Annotated in this window: 22 protein-coding genes and 1 pseudogene; 4 read left to right on the top strand and 19 right to left on the bottom strand. The window is 38.3% G+C overall.

Going from position 1 to position 22,905, the window contains the following annotated elements; genetic code table 11:
• Nucleotides 1-27 precede the first annotated feature (27 nt).
• Entirely contained in the window at nt 28-975 is a 948-nt protein-coding gene (locus HMPREF9182_RS08530; protein ID WP_009444007.1) for a competence protein CoiA, read from the bottom strand.
• Nucleotides 976-1,131: 156 nt separating this feature from the next.
• On the opposite strand from HMPREF9182_RS08530, the pseudogene HMPREF9182_RS10110 reads away from it, so the two are divergent.
• Nucleotides 1,132-1,766, top strand: a pseudogene (locus tag HMPREF9182_RS10110) (IS3 family transposase); the annotation flags it as partial.
• A 68-nt stretch (nt 1,767-1,834) separates the two neighbouring features.
• Here the strand turns inward: HMPREF9182_RS10110 and celB are convergent.
• The 7 genes from celB to HMPREF9182_RS08495 form a co-directional block, all read right to left on the bottom strand.
• A complete protein-coding gene (gene celB, locus HMPREF9182_RS08525) occupies nt 1,835-3,190 on the bottom strand; it encodes a PTS cellobiose transporter subunit IIC (RefSeq protein WP_009754819.1) in 1,356 nt (451 codons plus the stop codon).
• A 20-nt stretch (nt 3,191-3,210) separates the two neighbouring features.
• Complete coding sequence (locus tag HMPREF9182_RS08520) at nt 3,211-3,696, bottom strand: hypothetical protein (protein WP_009443681.1); 486 nt, start codon at nt 3,694-3,696, stop codon at nt 3,211-3,213.
• Between the two features lie 31 nt (nt 3,697-3,727).
• Nucleotides 3,728-4,045: a PTS cellobiose transporter subunit IIA gene (locus HMPREF9182_RS08515; RefSeq protein WP_009754777.1), complete on the bottom strand. Its 318-nt coding sequence runs from the start codon at nt 4,043-4,045 to the stop codon at nt 3,728-3,730.
• A 16-nt stretch (nt 4,046-4,061) separates the two neighbouring features.
• A complete protein-coding gene (locus tag HMPREF9182_RS08510; protein ID WP_050792357.1) occupies nt 4,062-6,014 on the bottom strand; it encodes a BglG family transcription antiterminator in 1,953 nt (650 codons plus the stop codon).
• An 89-nt stretch (nt 6,015-6,103) separates the two neighbouring features.
• Nucleotides 6,104-6,418: a PTS cellobiose transporter subunit IIB gene (locus HMPREF9182_RS08505; RefSeq protein ID WP_009754620.1), complete on the bottom strand. Its 315-nt coding sequence runs from the start codon at nt 6,416-6,418 to the stop codon at nt 6,104-6,106.
• Between the two features lie 109 nt (nt 6,419-6,527).
• A complete protein-coding gene (locus HMPREF9182_RS08500; RefSeq protein ID WP_009443379.1) occupies nt 6,528-6,767 on the bottom strand; it encodes a SemiSWEET transporter in 240 nt (79 codons plus the stop codon).
• 88 nt (nt 6,768-6,855) lie between these two features.
• Nucleotides 6,856-8,289, bottom strand: a complete 1,434-nt coding sequence (locus HMPREF9182_RS08495; RefSeq protein WP_009754756.1) for a 6-phospho-beta-glucosidase — start codon at nt 8,287-8,289, stop codon at nt 6,856-6,858.
• Between the two features lie 197 nt (nt 8,290-8,486).
• Between HMPREF9182_RS08495 and HMPREF9182_RS08490 the strand changes: the two genes are divergently transcribed.
• Nucleotides 8,487-8,852 carry a hypothetical protein gene (locus tag HMPREF9182_RS08490; protein WP_009444028.1) on the top strand — a complete coding sequence of 122 codons (366 nt, stop codon included), beginning with the start codon at nt 8,487-8,489 and terminating at the stop codon, nt 8,850-8,852.
• A gap of 47 nt (nt 8,853-8,899) precedes the next feature.
• Here HMPREF9182_RS08490 and HMPREF9182_RS08485 read toward each other — a convergent pair whose 3' ends face one another.
• The 3 genes from HMPREF9182_RS08485 to HMPREF9182_RS08475 all read right to left on the bottom strand — a co-directional run bounded on the left by HMPREF9182_RS08485 (nt 8,900) and on the right by HMPREF9182_RS08475 (nt 12,384).
• Complete coding sequence (locus HMPREF9182_RS08485; protein WP_009754345.1) at nt 8,900-10,024, bottom strand: MFS transporter; 1,125 nt, start codon at nt 10,022-10,024, stop codon at nt 8,900-8,902.
• A 133-nt stretch (nt 10,025-10,157) separates the two neighbouring features.
• Nucleotides 10,158-11,537, bottom strand: a complete 1,380-nt coding sequence (locus tag HMPREF9182_RS08480; protein ID WP_009443269.1) for a DUF1958 domain-containing protein — start codon at nt 11,535-11,537, stop codon at nt 10,158-10,160.
• A 139-nt stretch (nt 11,538-11,676) separates the two neighbouring features.
• On the bottom strand, nt 11,677-12,384 hold the full coding sequence (locus tag HMPREF9182_RS08475) for a glucosamine-6-phosphate deaminase (protein ID WP_037602843.1): 708 nt from the start codon (nt 12,382-12,384) through the stop codon (nt 11,677-11,679).
• Between the two features lie 307 nt (nt 12,385-12,691).
• Between HMPREF9182_RS08475 and queA the strand changes: the two genes are divergently transcribed.
• Nucleotides 12,692-13,720, top strand: coding sequence for a tRNA preQ1(34) S-adenosylmethionine ribosyltransferase-isomerase QueA (gene queA / locus HMPREF9182_RS08470; RefSeq protein WP_009754856.1), 1,029 nt, complete (start codon nt 12,692-12,694; stop codon nt 13,718-13,720).
• Between the two features lie 11 nt (nt 13,721-13,731).
• Entirely contained in the window at nt 13,732-14,202 is a 471-nt protein-coding gene (locus HMPREF9182_RS08465; protein WP_009754549.1) for an arginine repressor, read from the top strand.
• A gap of 68 nt (nt 14,203-14,270) precedes the next feature.
• Here HMPREF9182_RS08465 and HMPREF9182_RS08460 read toward each other — a convergent pair whose 3' ends face one another.
• The 8 genes from HMPREF9182_RS08460 to HMPREF9182_RS08425 all read right to left on the bottom strand — a co-directional run bounded on the left by HMPREF9182_RS08460 (nt 14,271) and on the right by HMPREF9182_RS08425 (nt 22,698).
• A complete protein-coding gene (locus tag HMPREF9182_RS08460) occupies nt 14,271-15,605 on the bottom strand; it encodes a dipeptidase (RefSeq protein ID WP_009443963.1) in 1,335 nt (444 codons plus the stop codon).
• 17 nt (nt 15,606-15,622) lie between these two features.
• On the bottom strand, nt 15,623-17,107 hold the full coding sequence (locus HMPREF9182_RS08455; protein ID WP_037603123.1) for a YfcC family protein: 1,485 nt from the start codon (nt 17,105-17,107) through the stop codon (nt 15,623-15,625).
• Nucleotides 17,108-17,291: 184 nt separating this feature from the next.
• Nucleotides 17,292-18,239, bottom strand: a complete 948-nt coding sequence (gene arcC, locus HMPREF9182_RS08450) for a carbamate kinase (protein WP_009443711.1) — start codon at nt 18,237-18,239, stop codon at nt 17,292-17,294.
• 216 nt (nt 18,240-18,455) lie between these two features.
• Nucleotides 18,456-19,472: an ornithine carbamoyltransferase gene (gene argF / locus HMPREF9182_RS08445; RefSeq protein ID WP_008809518.1), complete on the bottom strand. Its 1,017-nt coding sequence runs from the start codon at nt 19,470-19,472 to the stop codon at nt 18,456-18,458.
• Nucleotides 19,473-19,522: 50 nt separating this feature from the next.
• Nucleotides 19,523-20,752 carry an arginine deiminase gene (arcA, locus tag HMPREF9182_RS08440; RefSeq protein ID WP_009443773.1) on the bottom strand — a complete coding sequence of 410 codons (1,230 nt, stop codon included), beginning with the start codon at nt 20,750-20,752 and terminating at the stop codon, nt 19,523-19,525.
• Between the two features lie 422 nt (nt 20,753-21,174).
• Entirely contained in the window at nt 21,175-21,858 is a 684-nt protein-coding gene (locus tag HMPREF9182_RS08435) for a Crp/Fnr family transcriptional regulator (protein ID WP_009754765.1), read from the bottom strand.
• 77 nt (nt 21,859-21,935) lie between these two features.
• The gene (locus tag HMPREF9182_RS08430) at nt 21,936-22,433 is read right to left on the bottom strand and encodes a DUF1648 domain-containing protein (protein WP_009754558.1); all 498 of its coding nucleotides are present in this window, start codon (nt 22,431-22,433) and stop codon (nt 21,936-21,938) included.
• On the bottom strand, nt 22,420-22,698 hold the full coding sequence (locus tag HMPREF9182_RS08425; RefSeq protein ID WP_009443296.1) for an autorepressor SdpR family transcription factor: 279 nt from the start codon (nt 22,696-22,698) through the stop codon (nt 22,420-22,422). Before HMPREF9182_RS08425 ends, HMPREF9182_RS08430 begins: the two co-directional genes overlap by 14 nt.
• Nucleotides 22,699-22,905: the final 207 nt, after the last annotated feature.

Here is a 22,905-nt window from a genome sequence, read left to right as displayed (position 1 = left end):
CCTCCGTCCTTCCTATTTTATCATATTTTAATGTAAATTCCTCGTATAAAATGCTGGTGAATAAACTATTTGGCTCTTTTTGTTTTGAGCCTTTTGATAATAACGCAGAAAATTTTCATAATAGGCAGACAAATCTTGATAAATCTGACAAAATGGTTCATCTGCTCTGACTGGTCTCACCTGGGGATAAAAATCGTCTGCTGATTTGGACAAGAGATTTTCTCCCTTTTGGTAGCAAGTTTCCTGGCGCTTCATCCATTTTGGATTTTGATAATAAAGTTGCTGACGGATATAGTGGCAAATATTCGTATCTGTTTTCGCTGAAAAGCTTGCAAGAAGTTGCTTTTGAAAAGGCAATCGAAAAATATCCAACAGCTCCCCCTCTTCAAATGCAAACTCTTTTTCTATGTATTGGGCTTGCCCATGTAAATCCTCATGAATCAAATATTTCAATCGTAGCAAAGATCTTTTTTCGTCTAATTCCCAGAGATGAAATCCCATATTTTGGCTAAAATAGAGAAAATGTTTTTGCAAGGGAGTCAGCGTTTTTTTAAGCCATAATTTTTCTCCCAATAACCAAATAACTTGGTAGCCAGCTTGTTGGTATTGCTTAGTTCGTTGCCACAAGCGAGTTTTAGAAAGCGGGCTACATTGGACCTCTAAAGCAATTCGATCAGCAACAAGGATATCCGCCACTTGATCTAATTCGGGTATAATGGCTTCCACCTCTACCTTCTCATTTTTCTTTGCCCAACGAAACAGCGCTGCTTTTAGGTTCAAATGCTCTTTGCTTTCATTTTCAAAATGATAGTAACAGTTAGAAAGACTGACATGCGCAAAGTGCGGTTGCATTATCTCACCTTTCTTTAGTCGAACCAATCCATTACAAACTGGGCAAAAATACTCCCCTTTCGGAACTTGAGTATCTACAAGTAAATGCCTTATTTGGCCATTTTTATCACGTGCAGAAAACATCTCTTTTCTTTACTTCCTTACTTCCTTTTATTTCTTTATTCGCAAAAAAGAGCTCGTCAGAAAACTGACCTGCACTCCAAAAGTTAGACAGAAAAAATCTAACTTTTTTGGGGAGGTATTATAAAATTGACATACAATAATAAAGTTCAGATCTATGAACTAAAAAATCGTGAATTTGTGGTCAATCATAAAAGGGTTCAACGTCTGATGAAAGTTCTTGGTTTAACGGCTTGAATTCGTCGGAAACGGAAGTATTCTTCATACCAAGAAGAGATTGACAAGAAAGCTGATAACAGTTTGAAGCATAGAAGCCAACGGAAAAGTGCTATACGGATGTGACCGAGTTTTCCATTCCAAGCAGTACACAAAAACTTTACGTATCGCCAGTTTTAGATGGCTTTAACAGCAAAATTATCGCTTTTAATCTTTCTACTTCACCGAACTTGGAACAAGTGAAAGCCATGCTAGAACAGGCCTTCACAGAGGACCATTACACAAATACTATTCTCCATAGTGACTAGAGCTGGCAATATCAACACGATTCTTATCATCGCTTCCTAGAGACAACCATCTATGTCACGTAAAGGGAACAGCCCAGACAATGGTATAATGGAATCTTTCTTTGGCATTTTGAAATCGGAAATTTTTACGGTTATGAGAAGACATTTCAGTCTCTTAAACAACTGGAACAAGCTATTATAGACTATATTGATTACTATAACAATAAACTAATTAAGGTCAAACTAAAAGGACTTAGTCCTGTGCAATACAGAACTAAATCCTTTACTTAAATTAATTATCTAACTTTTTGGGGTCAGTACATATCAAGTTTCTCTTTCTCTATATCAAACTGCACTTACTAAAGACTTGCTCCTTGTTCTTCTTTAAGAAGCTTCTTGTCATAAGCACGGATGAATGGATAGTAGACTAGGAAGGCTGCTAGAGCACAGATAAGGGCTACAATTACCGCTTTTAGGTCACCTGTTCCCAAGAAGGCACCAATTCCTACAGGAGTTGGCCAAGGAACTTGTGCAAAGACCGCCTTGATCAAGTTTAGCTCCATCGCTAAGTAGTAGATAGTCGCAGATGTCATTGGCGCCAAAATAAATGGTACAGCTAGTGTAGGGTTGTAGATGATAGGAATACCAAAAATAAGGGGCTCATTGATGTTAAAGATACCAGGAACGATTGAAGCCTTACCAATAGCGCTTAATTGCTCAGATTTGGCACGAGTTGCAAGCCAGATACATAGACCTAGAGTCGCACCAGAACCACCTGCAATAACAAACATATTAGAAAACTCGCCGGCTACAATGAAACGGGTTCCGTCTGATGCATTACTTGCCATATTTGCAAGGGCAATTGGACTAACAAAGGCAAAGATAATGTTTGCACCGTGAATCCCAACAATCCATAGCAATTGGGTCAAGAAATAGATAACCATCAAACCAATCCATGAATTGGTCAAGTGAGTTACGAAGCTAAAAGGAATCGCAATCACTTTGAAGATGTCTGTCCCCATCATCACCAGAGCACCATTGATGAAGAGAACTGTAAAGGCAACTACAAAACCGGGAATTAATGCAGAGAAACCGCGAGACACACCTTCCGGAACAGCTTCAGGCATCTTGATAACCCAGTTTTTCTTGAGACAGAGACGGTAGAGCTGAACTGTTACCACTGCCATGATAATGGCTGTGAAAATACCTGTTGTGCCAAAACGAGCCACTCCATTATTAATTGCCCAACCATCAGCAATCACAGCACCTTCTTTGAGGCTAGTCACTGCTGTCATAGCACCTTTTTCAAAGACAATTTGAGGAATGGTCATGATGAAGGCAAAGAGAGACAACATTGCTCCGTTGAGCGGATTCATGTTTAGACCTTCTTCTTCGGCATAAATTTTTGTCAATTCATAGCCCATAGTTAGAACGAAATAAAGTGATAAGACACCCATAGTTGCAAAAAAAGCAATCATGTAGAGCGATTGGAACTTATCAAATGAAGCCGCAAAAATATCTGCAACGATTGGCCAGAATGAGAAGGATTGTGGCAGCACACTAAATACCAAAAACATTGAGCCAACAATGGTAAATGGTACTGCTCCCATGCCTGCAGCTGTGATTGCCCGCACTATTTTGTACTGAGCAATTTTCCCCATTGGTCCCATAAAATATTTCTCTAAGAAACCAAATAGTCCTCCTTGTTGTTCCATAACGAAACCTCCTTATATTTTTACATTATTTTTTCTAATTTCTGAAGCCTTAACAAAGCTCGATCGCGACCTTCCAAAATTAATCTTATTCTGTAAAGGCTAAAAAGACTAATCAACAGGCCTAAACCCAGTACGAAAGCAATAAATAATTTGCTATTTAGCTTAGCAGTGAAGATAGGAAAGATAATTGAGATTTGATCAGTGCATAATACAAGAGCGATCAGTAGAATTTGAACGATTGATTGTAAATTGAAAAACATTCTTGTTTTAGTCAAATAAACTTCTTTTGTACCATACATTTTAAACTGCTCAGCGATTGCTAATACTGCAAAGAACAGCAAAATGATTGGCACGACTACATATAAAGTCCAGTTAAAGAGCTGGACAAGCAACCAGTACAAATTCCCAAAAAACATAGCTGCTAAAGAGTATCTTAGCATCAAATAACGGTTGAAATAAGTCGATTTCAAGCTATTTTCTTTCCGTTTTTGCTCTTGTGCTTGCATGTTTCGCTCCCCTTCATCCAGTTTGTCTTATTTATTGTTCAACCTTACGATACAGATTCAGCATCTCTATAGCCACTTCCCGCAGCGTCATGGTTGTCATAAGATGGTCTTGAGCATGAACTATAATGATTTCCATCTTCATCTCAATTCCACTTGCATAATCCTGCAGTAACTTTGTCTGAGCTCGATGGGCTTCTACTAATTCCGTATTAGCTAGCTCTAATTTCTCCTCTGCCTCAGCGTAATGACCTTCACGCATTTCCGAAAATGCTTCATGGACAATCGCTCTAGCATTGCCACTATTCAAAATAATTTCAAAAGCGGCAACTTGTAGCTCTTCTTGATTCATAAAAATCCTCCTTACGTTATCGAATTCTGAGAAATAGTTTTTTAAAGTCTGTGAAAGTTTGACAGTTGATCATCTGTTCTTGTAGCTCTTCTTGCTCAAGCAAGAGGACAATTTTGGAAGTCAGGCTAGATAAGTCTTCGTTGCCATAGATAGAAGGTGAGGGCAGAAATACCAGCTTTATATCTGGATACTCTGAAGACCAAACTACTCCTTCAGGTATGAGTGCAACTCCAATCTTATGGCCTTTCGCATAAGCTTTGATTGGATGGGGAACAGCAACTGTATCAGAAAAAACAATCGAACTCATCCCTGCCCTTTGCTCAATCAAATCTTTCATTTGAGGCACAAATTGTTCATCTTCTCCCTGGGACATTCTTTGCAAAAGACTGTCTATTACTTGATCTTTACTAACTTCATGAAGTACAGTAAAACATTCAGGTGAGAAATATCTATCAAATATTCTCTCTTGATCCGAGTCAACTACATCAGTTTCTTGCTCTAACCTGTAGTTTTTTATCGGTTTTAACAGAGAAATTTTATGTCTGATTTCCCTAATTTCATCCGAATTAAGAAAGATACTGACAGTAAAAACTGGAATATTAAAGACTAAGTTTGATAAATCTATAGAAGATATGATAAAATCGATATTTTTCAGACATTCGTCATTTATTTCATAGTAACCAATTACATCAATAATACGAACTATATTACCCAACTCATTATCGATTCGATGTTTAAGCATTTGGGCTGAACCATAGCCAGTTGCACAGATGACTAGTATATTAAACTTTTGTTTTTCTTTCAGGCGCTCCAAAGAAGTCATAAAATGTAGAGCTACATAAGCCACTTCATCGTCAGACAATTTTTCGTTAGCAAATATCGGCATAGCCGATAAAATATTGCCCGTCATTTCTAAGATTCCCGCATATTGACCTTGGATTTCTGCCAAAAGAGGATTAACCATTTTGACATGATTTTTCAATCGTACAAATAGAGTAGATAAATGGGCAACCAAACCTTCTATCAATTGAAAATCATTCTTAAAAGGGTATTTATGCGTAAAACTCCTTTGCTCTAGAACCGATAATAATTGTTTTCTGATTTGCTGGGCGACATCCTCATTCTCACACTTATTCGTTTGAACATTCCCCTTCGAAACCAAGTGCAGAGTTATATAATCCACTTCTTCTTTTGGAAATTCGAGGCCAGTTAAATGATAGACGCGTTTTAAGATCTTCTCTGCAATTTTTCCTTCTTCCCTATATTCATCCATTGACCAACTATCTAATTGCTTAATCTGAAAGCCTTCTCCAATTCTTTTGAGAGAAAGAGCTATGTGAATGACTAAGTTTTGAATGACAAAATCGGAGAGTTTTAACCGACCTTCCCGGCATTCATCAAGAACGATAATCGTTAATTCTTCAAGACTAATTGGTCTACCAGAAACCTCTATCTTGATATAATTATGAAGAATATGGAAAAATTTATCATGAAAGAAAAAATCAATAATAAACCGTCTAATATTACACTCATCACCTGTGACATAGACACCACGTTTAGGCTTACTTTCGATTTGTAAGTCGTACTTGGCCAAATCCTGTCGAATCTTTTTAAAATCAGAAGACAAGGTAGATCGACTAACATATAATTCATCAACCAAATCATCGAGATAAATGGATTCCTGCTCAAATAGGAGCTTATTTAGGATATAATTATAGCGATCATCAATTCCTTCGATAGCTTCAGTTGACGTCTCTCTAAATACTTCTTTTTGAAGAAATTTTTGGTATAAGTCTTTATTATCAATAACGAATCGATAGCCATGCCCCTGCTTGGCAATAATTTTCCAGCCTGTTTGACTAGTAGGCATCCCGATTAAACTTTTGAGGTAGTTTCTAACAGTTCTATCCGAACAGGTTAAGTGTGTAGCCAATTCCATACTAGTGATGTATTGGTCGGCATTATCCATCAAATACTGAAGAATTATTTTTCTTTTTGATGCAAAACACTTATCCTCCTTCTTTACAAAATCAGTTGTCACTACCTCTAGTTTACCACTTAAATATTTTCTTGAATCAAATTAGCCATTTTTTCGATCCCCATTGGAATTGGGATATAGGCTTGAGGAGGAATTTGAACGATTGGTTTTCCTACTTTAGCGGCAGCATCTTCAAACTGTTTATAGTACATTTTAGTTTGCGGACTAATTAAATAAAGATCAAAGTTTGCATCTGCAATAGCTTTACCACCTTCAGTCGCACTAATGGCATCTACTTCAACATCTTCTCCTTTTGCTTTCAAAAACTCTGTTGTTTTCTTTGCCATTAGTGATGAAGACATCCCTGCCGCACAGATAATTAATGCTTTTGACATGATCATTCTCCTTTTAAAACTTATTTTTGATAACTCAATTATATATGAAAACGCTACCAACCTCCATTTGACCTTTTTCCGTATCGAAGCGGAAATGGTTTCTAAACAGCTACTTATATCTTATTTTATAGACTAAAATTGTTCCTGAAAGAATAAAAGAAACACTATTAGCTAAAATGAGCGGTAAATCATGGATGACTAGACCATGTGCTAACCATAATGCGATTCCTAGGACCTGCATAAGATACATGCCAAACGCTATAGATTCGGTATCCTTGGTTTTGATGACTTTAATGACCTGGGGCAAAAAGGCGAATGTTGTTAAAACTGCTGCAATACTTCCAATCATGCTTTCTCCTAATTTTTCCAAAAAAAGAGGCGGAAAGCAGCTAATTTGTCGTCTCCCCCTCTGTATTTTATAGTAATCTCAGGCTCAACTATAGATTAGCCCCATTTGATGCAATAACTTCCTTATACCAGTTAAAGGACTTCTTCGGTGAGCGTTCATACGTTCCCTTGCCATCATCATCCTTGTCGACATAGATAAATCCGTAGCGTTTGCGCATTTCACCTGTACCTGCTGATACTAGGTCAATACAACCCCAAGGCGTGTAGCCCATGAGATCCACACCATCTTCTACTACGGCCTTTTTCATCTCGCGGATATGGGAGCCCAGATAGTCAATCCGGTAATCATCATGAACCATACCATCTTCTTCCACCTGGTCAATAGCTCCAAAACCATTTTCCACAATGAAAAGCGGTAGATGATAATGATCGGTAAACCAATTGAGAGCATAGCGCAGGCCTTCTGGGTCAATCTGCCATTCCCATTCAGAAGCCTTGACAAAGTTATTTTTAACCAAGTCTTCAGTCTCTATATAGTCGAAGTAAGGGTTATTCTCCCGATGGGAGTCAATAGCAAAGGACATGTAGTAGCTAAAACCAATATAGTCAACAGTGCCCTCTAGCAAGTCTTTTTGATCCTGCTCGCTAAAGTCCACCTTGATTCCCTTCCTTTCCCAGTATTTGAGAATATGCTCAGGATATCGACCAAAGACATGCACATCAGTGAAGTAATAACGCTTCTGCATAGCTTTCATAGCCATGAGAATATCCTTCGGATTGCAAGTAGCCGGATAAATAGGGCACATGGCGATCATACAGCCGATTTGGAAGTCAGGATTGATTTCGTGACCAACCTTAACTGCTCGTGCTGAAGCCACTAGCTCATAGTGAGCAGCCTGATACATGATTGCTTCGCGATCATCACCTTCCTTGTAGACAATCCCAGAGTTAGTGAAGGGAGCAAAATCCTCCTGATAATTAGCTTGGTTATTGATTTCATTGAAAGTCATCCAGTATTTGACTTTATCCTTATAACGCTCAAAAACAACTTCTGCAAAGCGGACAAAGAAGTCAATCACTTGACGATTTTTCCAACCTCCGTACTCAGTTACCAAATGATAAGGCATTTCAAAGTGAGACAAAGTTATAACAGGCTCAATACCATACTTGAGGCATTCATCAAAAAGGTCGTCATAAAATTGCAGGCCGGCTTCGTTAGGTTCCATTTCATCCCCTTTGGGGAAAATCCGCGTCCAGGCAATGGAAGTCCGGAAACACTTGAAGCCCATCTCTGCAAAAAGAGCAACATCCCCCTTGTAACGGTGATAAAAATCAATAGCTTCGTGGTTAGGATAATACTTACCTTCTAAGACGCCCGGCGTAATTTCCCGAGGAACTCCATGGCGAGCAGCAGTCATAACATCAGCCACGCTGATCCCCTTTCCACCCTCTTTCCATCCCCCTTCTAATTGGTGAGCAGCAACAGCTCCACCCCAGAGAAATCCATCTTTAAATGTTGACATTTTGCATTTCCTCCTAGTTTTTATTAATTCCATTATAGGAAAAGAAAGCGCTATTTTGAATAGCGTTATTTTCCATATTGAAACGGAAAAAGACTTTTATTCTACTCTACAAAAAAAGCAAAGAGTTGACAGCGTTTTCAGGAAGTGCTATAATGCTCTCAACATAAATAGACTAAAGGAAAGGTGGTTTTAAAATTATGTCTTTCTTAACATTTTTATTTAGTTTTTTAGGAATGGTCATTCTGATATCTGCTATTTGTTACGGATTTTTTAAGCTATCCATTCTCTTAAAAAGCAATATACTATCGCGGGGAAATACCTACTATACTCTGATTCGATTTGAGCATTTAGACAGCATTCCTCCCTTACTAGACAATCCAAATTTCCTTAAAACTGGTAAATGGGAATACTTCCCTGAAGCTAATTACTTCAAAGGATTCTCAAAACTCTCAGACAGAGAGCTTCAAAACTGGATAGAAAAAGAATATCATCTGAATCCTGGTCAAGTGCTTGTAACTGTACCAGAAACAATGAAAGTTGCTTCTGCCGCAATCAGATTCTAAATCTTAAGAATAGAAAAAGGAGACTAGGGTAAATCCTAGCTCCTTTTTTATGAGAACAACTTCTGATCTTCCTTTTCAGGCACCTTTAAAAACCAAGCTAAAGTTATTACCAAGACCATTAAACCCGCTAAAAAGAAGTTCATCATATCATATCCTGAAGTATCAATAATAGCTCCTGCAAGATGCTGAATAAAGATAGATCCTACACTTCGTACTGTCTGAACCAAGGCAATAGCCGTTACTAAGTATTTCCCATCTACAATTGTAGCTACAATTTTTAACGTAACCATGATGAGGAGCATTCCTGTCGCATGCTTTGCAATTAATGTGAGGAGTATTTTTGTCGCTAATCCCAAATTCAAACCATAAATAATATACTGCGCAAGCATAATCACCAAGGGTAGCAATAATAGCTTTTTGACTGAAATTTTATCCATAAACAGATAGGAATAGAAAATCAAAGGAGATTCACAAATGACTGAAATAGATACAACTGTCGAAGTCATCCCAACACTCAAACCACTGTGCTGTAACATAGCAGGAATATAAGTATGCCCTGCATTTCCAACACCTGAATACAGAGCTACAATGAGTAAGTAGTACAAATAGGTCTTATTCGTTAAAATTTGGCCAATATAAGAATCTTTCTTCGTATCCGACTGATTCTTTTTAGAATCCTGCTGAATCCTAATCCCTAGCGTACCGACAATCGTGATTAACATGGTTAGAATGAAAGCAATGAAAATCGCCATTGGCGATACATATTGATAAAGAATACCTGCAAGCTGAGAGCCGATAGCATAGCCAATCGTTCCCCAGATGCGAATTTTTCCGTATGTATAAGGGCTACGCGCTGCTAATACATCCATGACAGGACTAACACCGTTCACCAGCATAATCACTAAGCTATAACTAATGGTTAAACCAAGTATATCTTTTACCTGCATGAAGTAAATCGCAAAAATGATAATCGCTCCAAAGCTAAACAATGTAACCTTTTTTATATTAAAACGATCATTTAACACTCCAATGAGAGGTTGAATCAACATGGACGCAAAAAAAGAAACGGATACAACCACCGAAACTTGTCCAGCTGAAAAACCAAGCCCTAACATATAAATAGAAATCAAGCTAGAAAATAAAGCATAGGACAAAAAATAAAAATTATACATTAAAAAATAAGCAAAATAGCTATTATAAAATTTTTTATCATCGTCTCCTCATCACATTAGATTAACATTTTTTATCAATCTATTCAAAATTATAAAAGGACTGGATACCTCTGGTTCCAGCCTTATGGGTGAATTAATATCTATTACGGCGTGAATAATTTTGCAAATCATCTTCTGTGACATCATGTGGATCCACATATTGATTTCGCTTCTGTCTACGTCTTACCTCAAGCACAATAATAATCAAAACTACTACAATAGGAACAAGCAAAAGTAATTTATGATCGAGTAGTAAACCTGATTTCGAGCTACTTGAGTTTGATTGTTTTTTTTCATTCTGTTTGGTATCAAATAAACCAGCACCGCCAACTTCTTCAACTTTCATACCGTCACTTATGAGTGTTGTTGGAGTAAACAGCCCATTGTCCACTTCTAAAATACCATCTTTGACAACCAATTTTGGATCGGTACCTTTTTTGACAGTCCCATAAAAATCTTTTTCTAACTTATAACGTCGACCATTAATTTCTTGCTCACCAGCAGTCAATAATTTCTTGTAGTCATAATCAGCATAGGCCTTTTCAATCAAGGCATTTCCAAATGGGTGGCGGTAGTACTCACCATCCTGATCAGCCCAATCTCCTACTCCCATAATAACACTGATAATACGCTGATTTCCTCGTTTCACCGTCGCAATGTAGTTGAAAGCCCCTTTTGGACTAGAACCTGTTTTCAGTCCATCCACACCTTCAATTCCATACTTAGCTCCTGGAATAGAATAGTTATAGGTTTCAAAGGTTTCTTCATATGGTGTACCTTTTTTGACCGTAACAACTGGCTTATTGGTATAGTTGAGAATGCCTGGATAATTTTTTACAAAGTTATAGGCTAAGATAGCCAAATCACGCGCAGTTGTTTGGTTTGCTGCATTATTATCATAGCGTTGTGGCGTGTAGAAGCCTTTAAAAGAAGCCGCAGCTGCCCCACTAGCGTTAAACCAATGGGTATTTGTCATTCCCAATTCTTTGGCTTTACTATTCATCTGATCCAAAAAAGCATCTGGATCATTGTTAGACAAATAATTCGCAATCATGACAGTTGTCGCATTTGAGGATGGAACTACTGTCATGGTAATCAATTCAGAAATTGTATAATCAACTCCTGCAACGATTTTATTATTTGAAATTTCATAAATCTCTGCAATCTTTTGATCATTCTGGGTTGCTTTAATGACCGTTTCTTCTGAAAGCTTGCCTTGACTCATCGCTTCAAACAAAAGATAGAGTGTCATAAGCTTACTCATACTTGCAGGGTCTCGGACTTCATCAATATTGTCCTGCCAAATGATATCACCTGTATTCCCATCCATGATCAAAGAAGACCTTGGACGATTGATTTCACGTGCTTCAGGATAGGATTTACGAGTGATATCCATCAATTCATCTGCACTAGCTGAAACAGCCCCCAAAAACAAAGACAACAAACAAACAAATGCGAGCCATTTCTTCTTCATTAAAAACCTCCTAATTTTTATCACCATTAAGCATTATACCATACTTTAGAAACAATTTTTATAATTATTTAAAAAATATATCCGAAAAACAGATTTGAGAAAGTTGAAAAATCCCGCCTGAAGAACAGGCAGGAAATCCTTAGTTATTCAACAAGCTTAGTGCTTCTGCATCTGCAATGATGGTCACATCAGCGTGATTTTGAAGAACGCTTGCTGGGAGCTCTTCTGTAACAGGTCCTGAGACAGTTCCTGCAATAGCTTGAGCTTTGGATTTGCCATATGCAAAGAGAAGGATTGATTTCGCAGCCATAATGTTGGCAATTCCCATTGAAATTGCTTGAGTTGGTACTTGATCAATTGTTTCAAAGAAACGTGCATTAGCCTCAATTGTCGATGGCGTTAGATCAACTAAATGTGTCTGACTGTCAAAGCTAGTCCCCGGCTCGTTAAAACCGATATGGCCATTTGTGCCAATTCCTAAAATTTGAAAATCAACTGGATTCTCCGCTAAAATGCGATTATAAGCCTCTGTTTCCTCTTCCGCGTTATGACTTGTTCCATTTGGCAGGAAACTGTGTTTAAAAGGTTTATGAGAGAATAAATTCTCTTTCATGAAGTAGTGGTAAGATTGAGGATCATCCTCTGTAAGTCCTACATACTCATCTAAATTGACACTGACAAGATTTGACAAATCAATATCACTATCAACCAGTTCCTTATAGAAAGTCAGTGGGCTACTTCCTGTTGCTAAGCCAAGTGTTTTTGCTCCTTCAGCTAACTTTCTTCTCAAAATATCTACAGCTACTTTTCCACCTTCTAATTGGTCAGATACTTGAATTATTTTCATCATTTTTCCTCCTGTGTGTTCCTAGTTTTATTATATGGTATAGACCAATTTTTGTCAAGATAGAAATTTACATATTTAACTTTTTGTCTGTCAAAGAAAGCGCAATTCATGATATAATGTAAGAATGTTATTGTATTTATTACTTTTATTCTTACTAGGTGTTCTCTTTCTCGTTATGGGATTGTTTTTCAGAGATATAAAAATTCTAAAAATCATCGCCTTTAGTATGGGAATACTTCTAAGTAGCCTTCCAATTTTATTTTGCGCCTACTTTTTATGGACGATTTGGACAGTTTAAGGAGATATAATGAACACAGCAGATTTTGATTTTCATTTACCAGAGGAGCTAATTGCTCAGACACCGCTTGAAAAGCGAGATGCTTCTCGCTTATTGGTCGTTAATCGTGAGACTGGAGAGTTTTCTGATCAGCATTTTGATAGTATCATCGACCAGCTAGAACCCGGCGATGCTCTTGTGATGAACAATACCCGTGTCTTACCTGCCCGCTTATATGGTGAAAAGCCAGGTACAGGTGGTCATGTCGAGCTTCTTCTTTTAAAAAATACTGAAGGAGACTTCTGGGAAGTCTTAGCGAAACCAGCTAAACGTTTAAAAGTCGGAGCACAAGTAGTCTTTGGCGACGGGCGTTTAACTGCAACGATTACAGAAGAGTTAGAGCATGGAGGCCGGATAGTCCGCTTTGATTATCAGGGAATTTTCTTAGAAGTCCTTGAAAGCTTAGGTGAGATGCCATTGCCGCCCTACATTCATGAAAAATTAGCAGATCGCGAACGCTACCAAACTGTCTATGCAAAAGAAAATGGTTCTGCCGCCGCTCCCACAGCTGGACTGCACTTTACAAAAGAATTACTTACCAAAATCGAAGAAAAAGGGGTGAAGCTCGTTTATTTAACCCTTCATGTCGGCCTTGGAACTTTTCGACCTGTTTCGGTGGATAATCTAAAAGATCATGAAATGCATTCTGAATTTTATACTTTATCTGAAGAAGCAGCAACTACACTCCGAAATGTCAAGGCTAATGGTCACCGTATCATTGCTGTTGGAACAACTTCTATTCGCACTTTGGAGACTATTGGAAATAAATTTAACGGAGAGATTCAGGCAGACTCTGGCTGGACCAATATCTTTATCAAGCCTGGCTATCAATGGCAGATTGTCGACGCTTTTTCAACTAACTTCCACTTGCCAAAATCAACCTTAGTTATGCTCGTTTCAGCCTTTGCCGGTCGGGAACTGACTTTAAAAGCATACGAACACGCAATTTCTGAGCGCTACCGCTTCTTTAGCTTTGGAGACGCCATGTTTATTAAATAATAGGTGACCTTATGAACAAAATCGAAAGTAGACATCGTTTGATCCGTTCTCTTATTATGGAAAAGAAAGTCCATACTCAGCAAGAATTACAGGAGCTCCTCGAGATTAACGGCGTTATTGTGACACAATCCACTCTGTCACGTGATATGAAGGCGCTCAATCTAGTCAAGGTAACAGAAAATGATATTTCTTATTATGTCATTAATAGCATTGCCCCATCTAGATGGGAAAAACGCCTCCGCTTCTATATGGAAGATGCCCTTATCATGCTCCGACCAGTTCAAAATCAGGTTGTCATGAAGACACTACCTGGCTTAGCCCAATCTTTCGGTGCTATTTTAGATGCTCTCGAATTGCCACAAATCATCGCAACCGTCTGTGGCGATGATGTCTGCTTGATTATCTGTGAGAATGAGCAAGAAGCAATTGATTGCTTCGATAAACTTAAAGAATTTGCACCACCATTTTTCTTTAGTAAATAGACTCTATCCACCTATTATATTATAGATAGAAAAAGCGTTTGGGAACTGTACATTCCCAAACTCTTTTTTTATTCCCCAGCCAAACGTCGAATCGTCTCAGCATAAATATCCATTGCTTTGTATAGATCATCTAATTTTGCACGTTCATTAGCTTGGTGTTCTGTCTGCTCTGCACCTGGAAATAGTGCCCCAAAAGCTACACAATTTGGCATTGTCCGAGCAAAAGTCGCACCTCCTGATGACATAGCAGGGCTAGTATCTCCTGTTTTTTCTTGGTAAATACCCATCAAAGTGCTAACTAATTCGCTATCTTTTGGTACATAAAGTGGCGCTAAGTAGTCAAACTCTTCGTAAGTCAACTGATAGTCTGCTGCTTTCTTCGACAAAATCCTTACCAAGTCCTCTTTGTCTGCTAATACTGGAATCCGTAGGTCAATCCGAATTTCTGATCTTTCTGGTGTAATTGTCAAACCAGCAATGTTAAATGAAAGACTGCCAGATGGCTCGTCTAAAATTGGACCAAACAAGCGACTTCCTGTGGCATCCTCACCAACAGCGTCTGCTATAAATGATAGAGCCGGATGCGGAGCCAGTAATTGAAGAACTTTAGCCAAGCGGACAATAGCATTGACTCCTTGCGCTGCATCCTTGGCATGCTTTGGTACTCCAAGAACAGTCACTTCATCAGCCGTTTCTTCATAGTCAAAACCAGCAGCTCGTAAACCTGCAATAACCTTTTCTAAAAAAGCTCCTTGATAGCTTGCTTTAGCTGGAACGACATTAAAGGCTTCACCTGCTTCCAACTGAAGGAAGTCAGAACCTGGTCCATGTAGTTTGACCTGTAAAAGGCCTTTTTCAGCATAAGTCAAAGGGAAAGATGAGTCAGGGGCAAAGCCAAGAGTAGCTGTTTCTTCTAATTCATTGTATCGGCCCATGCACCGCCAAAGCGTTTCTTCATCTGTACCGAAGATAAAGCGCACCCTTTTTTGAAAGACCACTCCACTATCAAGCAGGGCTTTCACCGCATATAATGCGGCCATAGAAGGACCTTTATCATCTTGTACACCGCGACCAAAAATATAGCCGTCTTTTACGATCGCCTCAAATGGCGGTGTCTTCCAATCTGCTTCATCACCTGATGGAACAACATCCAAATGACAGAGAACGGCCAGGAGTTCCTTTCCCTGGCCGATTTCTGCATATCCATAATATCCTTTAGGATCAAGGTACGTCTTAAAACCTAAACCTTGACAAATCTCTAAAGTCTTTTCTAGGACATCTTGAATAGCTTGTCCAAAAGGTGTTCCATTTTCATTTTCGTTGAGAACAGATGGGTAGGAAATCAGAAGTTTTAATGATGCAAGAAAATCTTCTTTAATTTGTTCTGTTAGATAATTTTTCATGGAAACACCTCACATTCTTATCCTATTGCTGGGATAAATGTTCCCAAGAGAAGGAGTAAGATGCTGACAACGATAATTGCTACAATCAATTTACCGATGAATTTCCACCAAGTTCCAAGGCTGATACGTCCAAGAGCAAGAGCTCCCATTACGATACCAGAAGTTGGTGCCACAAGATTTAGAACACCAGAAGCAGATTGGTAAGCAGTAACAATCAAACTTCCTTTCACATTTACAAATTCTCCTAGAGGTGCCATGATACCCATTGTTGCGCTGGCAAGACCAGATGAAGATGGAATCAAGAATGACATAGGCAAGTAGAAAATGTAAGTCAAGATAATGAATAGTTGAGATGATAGACCTTTCAAGCCTTCTTCACCCCAATGAAGAATAGTTGCTGTGATCATACCGTCGTTCATGATAACTTGAATACCACGCGCAACTGCACAGATAAGAGCTACACTCAGCAAGTCAGCAGCACCATTCATAAAGGCAGAAATAATCTTATCTTCTTTCAGTCCGTAAACTACACCTATGATAATGCCCATTACTGCAAAGAGCATTGCACCTTCTGGGAAGTACCAAGTACCTAGAGCTGCTGCAGAAGAACCTATGATTTTACCAATTACAGGAAGTCCTGTCAACCAAGCATTTAAGTTTTCAAAAAGAGTGATATGAAGATCTGTCCATGGAATAAAGCTGGCAACCATGATGACAAATGTTGCAATAAAGAGATACAAAACATGTTTTTGTTTCTTACTCAAAACAGATGGCGCATCTTCATTATTAGATACGTTGAAGTGTTTGAGGTCTTCTTCACGTTGGTTGTACACCAAAGACTTGGTTGGGTCTTTTTGGATTTTGTCTGCATAGCGGTAGACAAAGTAAGTACTCATCGCAACCATGACAAACCAGAAAATGAGACGAAGTGCCAAACCTTCTGCTGTTGGTACTCCTGCTGTATCTGACGCAATAACTGTTGCAAATGGGTTCAGTGTAGAAGCCAAACATCCAATTTGAGATCCAAGCAAGATAATAGCTACCGCTGTAATACTATCAAATCCAACAGCCATCATAACAGGAACTAGTAATGGGTAGAAGGCCATTGTTTCTTCACCCATACCATACGTTGTACCACCAAGGGCAAACAAAGGCATGAGGACAACAATCAACATTTTTTCACGGCCTTTGTACTTCTTCACGATAGAAGCAATCCCTACATCCAGCGTTCCAGTTTCATTCACAACGCCGAGGAAACCACCAACCATCAAGATGAAGAAAGATACATCAATTGCCGCTTTAGTCGGTTCATGACCCAACATAGCCCGAATTGGTGCCATCAAGACATCCCATATACCTTGAGGGTTTGACGCCACTGTTTTATAAGTGCCAGCAATTAGGTTTCCAGCTTTGTCTGTATCATACTGACCAGCTGGGATAATCCAAGTCAAAGCCGCCATAAGGGCAATGATAATGATCAATACGGTGTAAGATGATGGCATCTTAAACCCTTTTTTGTTTTTCACTCATTGTTTTCTCCTCCTAAAATCTAACAAAGTGCAAAAAACCAAGTTGCGTTCTTAAAAATTAATTCAAGAAAGCGTTTTCTATTTATAACTATTTTATCATATTAACCGCTAAAAAACTATTGTTTTAAAGGTTAATTTTATAATTTTTAGAACAAACTTAATCTTTTTCGATAATTGTTCCACTTTCAGATTCAATCAATGCTCCAAGATTTTCTAATGAAGTAATGACTGCTTTTCCTTCTGGGCGTCCGTTAACAAAAGCAATAGCTGCTTCAACTTTTGGAAGCATACTTCCTGGAGCAAATTGATCTTGTTTGATATACTCTTCCAACTGAGCAACATTCACATGTTCTAATTTTTCCTGATCAGGTTTATTGTAGTTTACAAAGACATAGTCTACTCCTGTCAAAACGATGAAGAGATCAGCTTCAACCAACTCTGCCAAACGTTGTGAAGCAAAGTCTTTATCGATAACAGCTTCAACTCCTGAAAGGTGACCATTGTCTTCCTTAACAACAGGAATACCGCCACCACCAGCAGCTACAACTACCTGGCCATCATTTAAGAGAGTGCGAATGGTGTCAATTTCTTTAATGTCAACAGGTTTTGGTGAAGCAACGACTTTACGCCAACCACGACCTGCATCTTCTTTGAAAGTTGCTCCGCTCTTTTCAGCTTCGACTTTTGCTTCTTCTTCTGAATAGAAAGGACCGATTGGTTTACTAAGGTTAACAAAAGCTGGATCATTCTTATCTACGACTACTTGTGTCACAACTGATGCTACGTTTTTATCAATCCCTTCATCCAATAGGGCATTTTGCAAAGCATTTTGCAACCAGAAGCCAATGCTTCCTTCTGTCATAGCTACGAGAGAGTCGAGTGGAAATGCAGGGTTCTTTTCAGAGTCAGCTGCTAGATGTTGCAAGAGCAGATTTCCTACTTGAGGGCCATTCCCATGTGTAATGATGAGATCATCACCATTTTTAATCAATTTTACAAGATGCTTCGCAGTCTCCACCAAGGCTTCCTGCTGTGCTTTTGCTGATGGATCTGAAGAGAGAATCGCATTCCCTCCCAACGCTACCACGATTTTACGATTTGCCATAAATTCCTCCTTTGGCATCTATTATACATTTAGAGCAATAGAGTTCCTTATTTGCTTTCATTCTATATAATAAGTCACAAGTGTCACTTAAATTTACAAACTACATTTAGAATAGAATAAGATACAAATAAGCTAACTATGAAAAATGAGGGCCGGACTAAAGCTATAGTCGCAGCCCTCATAGCTGTTGGTATTACAGTTTAATAATTAGGTAGGTTAAACTTTTGGAATGTATAGGTTACCTAAGGTTGCCGCCATAACCGCTTTGATTGTATGCATGCGGTTTTCTGCTTGGTCAAAGTGACGAGCGTATTTACTGCGGAATACTTCGTCAGTCACTTCCATTTCTTCTACGCCGAATTTTTCAGCAACATCTTTACCATAGACAGTATTTGTGTCGTGGAAAGCAGGCAAGCAGTGCAAGAAGATCAAGTCTTCGTTGTCAGCTTTCTTAACCAAATCCATATTTACTTGGTATGGTTTCAAAAGGGCAACACGTTCTGCAAATTTATCTTCTTCACCCATAGATACCCAAACGTCCGTGTAAAGTACATCAGCACCTTTCACAGCTTCGTCAGCATCTTCAGTGATTAAGATATGAGCGCCACTTTCTTTTGCAAATCCTTCTGCTAATTCAACGATTTCTTTTTCTGGGAAGAGTTCTTTTGGTGAGAAAATGTGAACATTGACACCAAGGATAGCACCTGTTACTAATAAACTGTTGGCAACATTATTACGTCCGTCACCACAGTATACCAATGTCAAGCCTTCCAAACGTCCGAAGTTTTCTTGAACTGTCAAGTAGTCAGCCAACATTTGAGTTGGGTGCCATTCGTCAGTCAGACCATTCCAAACTGGAACACCTGAGAATTCTGCCAATTCTTCAACCATGCGTTGGCTAAAGCCACGGAATTCGATACCATCAAACATACGTCCCAAAACCTTAGCTGTATCTTCAGTAGATTCTTTTTTACCTAACTGAATGTCATTTGCACCAAGGTATTCTGGATGTGCGCCAAGGTCAATAGCTGCTGTAGTAAAGGCTGCACGTGTACGAGTAGATGTTTTTTCAAACAAAAGAGCAATATTTTTACCAGCAAGATAGCGGTGCTCAATGTTGCGTTTTTTCAAGTCTTTCAAGTGAGCTGAAAGGCCGATAAGGTATTCTAACTCTGCACGAGTAAAGTCTTTTTCTGCAAGGAAGCTACGTCCTTGGAATACTGAATTTGTCATTCTATCATTTCCTCTTTCTATCTTTGGATTATACGAAGATATTGGATTTTTTAAATATCTTCACGTTCGAATGGCATAGACATACAACGAGGTCCACCACGACCGCGAACCAACTCACTTCCGCGGATCTTGATCAAACGAAGTCCATATTCTTCCAATTTCTTATTGGTTACGGTGTTCCGATCATATACAACTACTACACCTGGTGCGATAGTCAATGTATTTGAACCATCATTCCATTGTTCACGAGCCGCTGCTACTGCATTGCCATTACCACATGGAATCAAAGTCACCTTGTCAACACCCAAGTTCGCTGCCAAAAGTTCAGCCAAATCGCCTTTTTCTTCGACAATCTTCAACTGTTCGTTTTCATAAGTTACAGAGAAGACGCGAAGATTTCCTTGGATTTCTGGGTGAATTGTGAATTTATCATGGTCCACCATAGTGAAAACTGTATCCAAGTGCATGAATTTACGATTATTAGCAAATTCAAAAGCCAACACTTTCTTAAAGCCAACATTCTTCTTGAAGATGTTTACCAGCAATTTTTCAATAGATGCTGCATCTGTACGTTGAGAAATACCAACTGCAAGCACATCTTTAGAGAGAACAAGCTCATCTCCACCTTCGATACGTGTATCTTCTTCACGGTTATAGATTAATTCTACTTTACCACCATAGATTGGGTGATACTTGAAAATGTATTTACCATAAAGAGTTTCACGGTTACGTGTATCTGCATACATATGATTAAGAGATACCGCATTACCAATCGTACCGAATGGGTCACGAGTGAAGTAAAGATTTGGCATTGGATCGATAGCGAATGGATAATCTGATTCTACCAAGTCTGTCAAACCTTTTGCATCTTCAGGAATCTCTGGTAGCTCAGCTTTTTGAACACCAGCCATTGTCTTTTCAACCAATTCTTGATTATCTTTAATACCTTGAAGCAACTCACGAATAGCCACTTTTGTTTGGCGACCGCGAATATTTGCTTCATCAAGATATTCTTCGATGAATTGATTACGAATTTCTGGTGAAGTCAATGACTCAGCAGCCAGTTTTTCGAGGTAAAGCACTTCAATTCCTTCTTTGCGAAGCGCTTCAGCAAATGCGTCGTGTTCTTTTTGTGCATCTTCCAAAAATGGAATATCATCAAAAAGAAGACGTTCAAGATAGTCTGGCATCAAGTTTTCAAGCTCTTTACCAGGCCGATGCAACATAACTTTTTTCAGTTTTCCAATTTCTGAGAAAACATGAATGGGATGTGTAGACATCTACTTTCCTCCTTTTTTCTTTGCGGTTTAGGTTTTCCTAATCCCGTTTACATCTATTATTCTAGCATTTATTATTAGCGTTTTCACAAAAAAACTGACAGTGTGATTGCCAAATCCTTATCACTTTTTCATAAAATCTTTCATATTATTCGTTTCTAAAGCGTTTTCTTTGCATAAAATATCTATTTTATGATTTTAATGGATATTTATTTTTTGATATAATATATTTATAAATATAAGAAAAGAGAGTGGGACAGAAATCGGTAATTCGTTAGAATTCGATTTCGTCGTCCCACCTCCGCACAGTTGAGTAGGGCTGTAAAAGCTGATGAAAGCAGCGTAGTAGAGCCCACTCAACCACTGCGTCTTGCTCGACAATCCAAAGACAATTGAGAGGCTAGGACTTTTGTCCCAGCCTCTTTCTATCCTTCAAAATATTTCATAAAATATTCTTTGTCTATAAAAGTTAGTTTTTTATGTTCATATTTGATGAGTTTTTCTTCTCTCAACTTTTTCAACACTTGATTGACTGTTTCCCGAGTCGTAGCGCCCAGCTTGGCTAATTCTTTCATACTGATAGGAAAAGGTAAAACATTTTCTGTTCTACAAAGGTCCATACATAAAATAGACAATGATTGAACGACTCGATCTGTGGCACTTGCTGCAACGACATTGCGTAGCCTCAATTCTTGAAATTCTAATATTTTGGATAATTTTTGTGTAATAAATAGTAATTGATTGACATTTTTTTTAGAAAAACTCTCAAACAAATCCATTGGGATACTAAAAAATTCGATTTGCGTCACAGCACTAGCTGTGTAATGGTAACGCTCATCAAAAAACATCCCACCATAAGGAAAAACATTTCCCTTTTTGATATAGTCTGTGTAAGAAAAGGTATCTGTAGCATCGTATTGCTCAATTCGTGCATAACCATCATAAAGAAGAAAAAGACGGTCTCTACGATCTCCAGCAAAAAAGATAATCTGGCCTTTTGGTACTTTATGAAATTGGATCTCAATAGCTAACTTATCAAAAGACTCCACTGGCAAATTCTCAAATGCAGAATGCTGACGAATAAACTGATAATGTTCCTTATTAATCATACTTAGCCTTTTTTGTTTGATAATGATAGTATACCATAAATCCGCTTACAAAAAAAGATATATCTATGTAAATGTCGTTACAACATAAATAAACTAACAAGCATTAAAACAAGTCCAAATAAAAGACACAAATAAGCCCATTTCCTGTTTAAAGGCTGTTTGTCCGCCTGTACTTTTTTGGGCAAGTAATTGCCTACAATTATGAAAACCAAAGCAACCACCATGGCTACTATTTTACGGATATCAAATTCCTCATTTAACCCCCGATAAATGGTAGCTAGATACAGCGAAACAAAGGTAAAAGGGATTATCCAGCGAATAAAGTGCTTAAAGGTTCTATTCAAGATATCTTTGGCAATGGTTGTCCAGTAAATCATAACTTCTAGCAGCATCATGACAATTGGAAAAGCCGAAACTACTAAAAACTTAGGTAAAAAAGCATTTCCTTTTCCAGATAAGTCAAAGTGAATAGCCAGGTTTTCTGGTAATGTTGGATAGATCCATACGGCATATAAAACTGGCAAGAGCATGACGCCAAGTGCCCAACCTAATTCTTGTAAACTATTTTTCTTCATTTTCATTTCCTCCTAGCGAGCGAACCCAGGCTAATACTTCCTCAAAAATCGTCATATCTAAACGATAATAAATAAAGTTTTTCTGTCGTTCTTCTAATAACAATCCTGCTTTTTTTAATTGTGATAAATGATAGGAAACAGTGGCAGCTGTTAAATCAAAAACCTGAGCAATTTCTCCAGCTGACTTAGGCCCACTTTTCAACATTTCTAAAATATTGCGTCGAACTGGATCTGCCAAAGCTTTCATTGTTTCGCTTATTCCCATTTTTTCCTCCTTTGATGGTATTTAGAAATATTTCTAAATAGATTATACACCTTTTTATTTAGAATGCAAGTAGTATTTAGAAAAAATTCTAAATAGGTCTATTCTAAAATCATAACCATCAGTCTAACAGGTGGTTTGCACCAGGGCTGTAAGCCCAAAATCAGCCTGCGCCTAAAGATGCTAGCTTTCACTTTGTTCAAGTTTCAT

Origin of the sequence: Streptococcus sp. oral taxon 056 str. F0418 (genome assembly GCF_000220065.1) — a bacterium.
GTDB lineage: Bacteria > Bacillota > Bacilli > Lactobacillales > Streptococcaceae > Streptococcus.
This window is presented reverse-complemented; position numbering and strand designations above follow the sequence as displayed.

Bases quoted from the DNA above. Each gene is read 5' to 3' on its own strand.
- HMPREF9182_RS08530 (WP_009444007.1), bottom strand. From the start codon at position 975: ATGTTTTCTGCACGTGATAAAAATGGCCAAATAAGGCATTTACTTGTA.
- celB (WP_009754819.1), bottom strand. From the start codon at position 3,190: ATGGAACAACAAGGAGGACTATTTGGTTTCTTAGAGAAATATTTTATG.
- HMPREF9182_RS08520 (WP_009443681.1), bottom strand. From the start codon at position 3,696: ATGCAAGCACAAGAGCAAAAACGGAAAGAAAATAGCTTGAAATCGACT.
- HMPREF9182_RS08515 (WP_009754777.1), bottom strand. From the start codon at position 4,045: ATGAATCAAGAAGAGCTACAAGTTGCCGCTTTTGAAATTATTTTGAAT.
- HMPREF9182_RS08510 (WP_050792357.1), bottom strand. From the start codon at position 6,014: ATGGATAATGCCGACCAATACATCACTAGTATGGAATTGGCTACACAC.
- HMPREF9182_RS08505 (WP_009754620.1), bottom strand. From the start codon at position 6,418: ATGTCAAAAGCATTAATTATCTGTGCGGCAGGGATGTCTTCATCACTA.
- HMPREF9182_RS08500 (WP_009443379.1), bottom strand. From the start codon at position 6,767: ATGATTGGAAGTATTGCAGCAGTTTTAACAACATTCGCCTTTTTGCCC.
- HMPREF9182_RS08495 (WP_009754756.1), bottom strand. From the start codon at position 8,289: ATGTCAACATTTAAAGATGGATTTCTCTGGGGTGGAGCTGTTGCTGCT.
- HMPREF9182_RS08490 (WP_009444028.1), top strand. From the start codon at position 8,487: ATGTCTTTCTTAACATTTTTATTTAGTTTTTTAGGAATGGTCATTCTG.
- HMPREF9182_RS08485 (WP_009754345.1), bottom strand. From the start codon at position 10,024: ATGTATAATTTTTATTTTTTGTCCTATGCTTTATTTTCTAGCTTGATT.
- HMPREF9182_RS08480 (WP_009443269.1), bottom strand. From the start codon at position 11,537: ATGAAGAAGAAATGGCTCGCATTTGTTTGTTTGTTGTCTTTGTTTTTG.
- HMPREF9182_RS08475 (WP_037602843.1), bottom strand. From the start codon at position 12,384: ATGAAAATAATTCAAGTATCTGACCAATTAGAAGGTGGAAAAGTAGCT.
- queA (WP_009754856.1), top strand. From the start codon at position 12,692: ATGAACACAGCAGATTTTGATTTTCATTTACCAGAGGAGCTAATTGCT.
- HMPREF9182_RS08465 (WP_009754549.1), top strand. From the start codon at position 13,732: ATGAACAAAATCGAAAGTAGACATCGTTTGATCCGTTCTCTTATTATG.
- HMPREF9182_RS08460 (WP_009443963.1), bottom strand. From the start codon at position 15,605: ATGAAAAATTATCTAACAGAACAAATTAAAGAAGATTTTCTTGCATCA.
- HMPREF9182_RS08455 (WP_037603123.1), bottom strand. From the start codon at position 17,107: ATGCCATCATCTTACACCGTATTGATCATTATCATTGCCCTTATGGCG.
- arcC (WP_009443711.1), bottom strand. From the start codon at position 18,239: ATGGCAAATCGTAAAATCGTGGTAGCGTTGGGAGGGAATGCGATTCTC.
- argF (WP_008809518.1), bottom strand. From the start codon at position 19,472: ATGACAAATTCAGTATTCCAAGGACGTAGCTTCCTTGCAGAAAAAGAC.
- arcA (WP_009443773.1), bottom strand. From the start codon at position 20,752: ATGTCTACACATCCCATTCATGTTTTCTCAGAAATTGGAAAACTGAAA.
- HMPREF9182_RS08435 (WP_009754765.1), bottom strand. From the start codon at position 21,858: ATGATTAATAAGGAACATTATCAGTTTATTCGTCAGCATTCTGCATTT.
- HMPREF9182_RS08430 (WP_009754558.1), bottom strand. From the start codon at position 22,433: ATGAAGAAAAATAGTTTACAAGAATTAGGTTGGGCACTTGGCGTCATG.
- HMPREF9182_RS08425 (WP_009443296.1), bottom strand. From the start codon at position 22,698: ATGGGAATAAGCGAAACAATGAAAGCTTTGGCAGATCCAGTTCGACGC.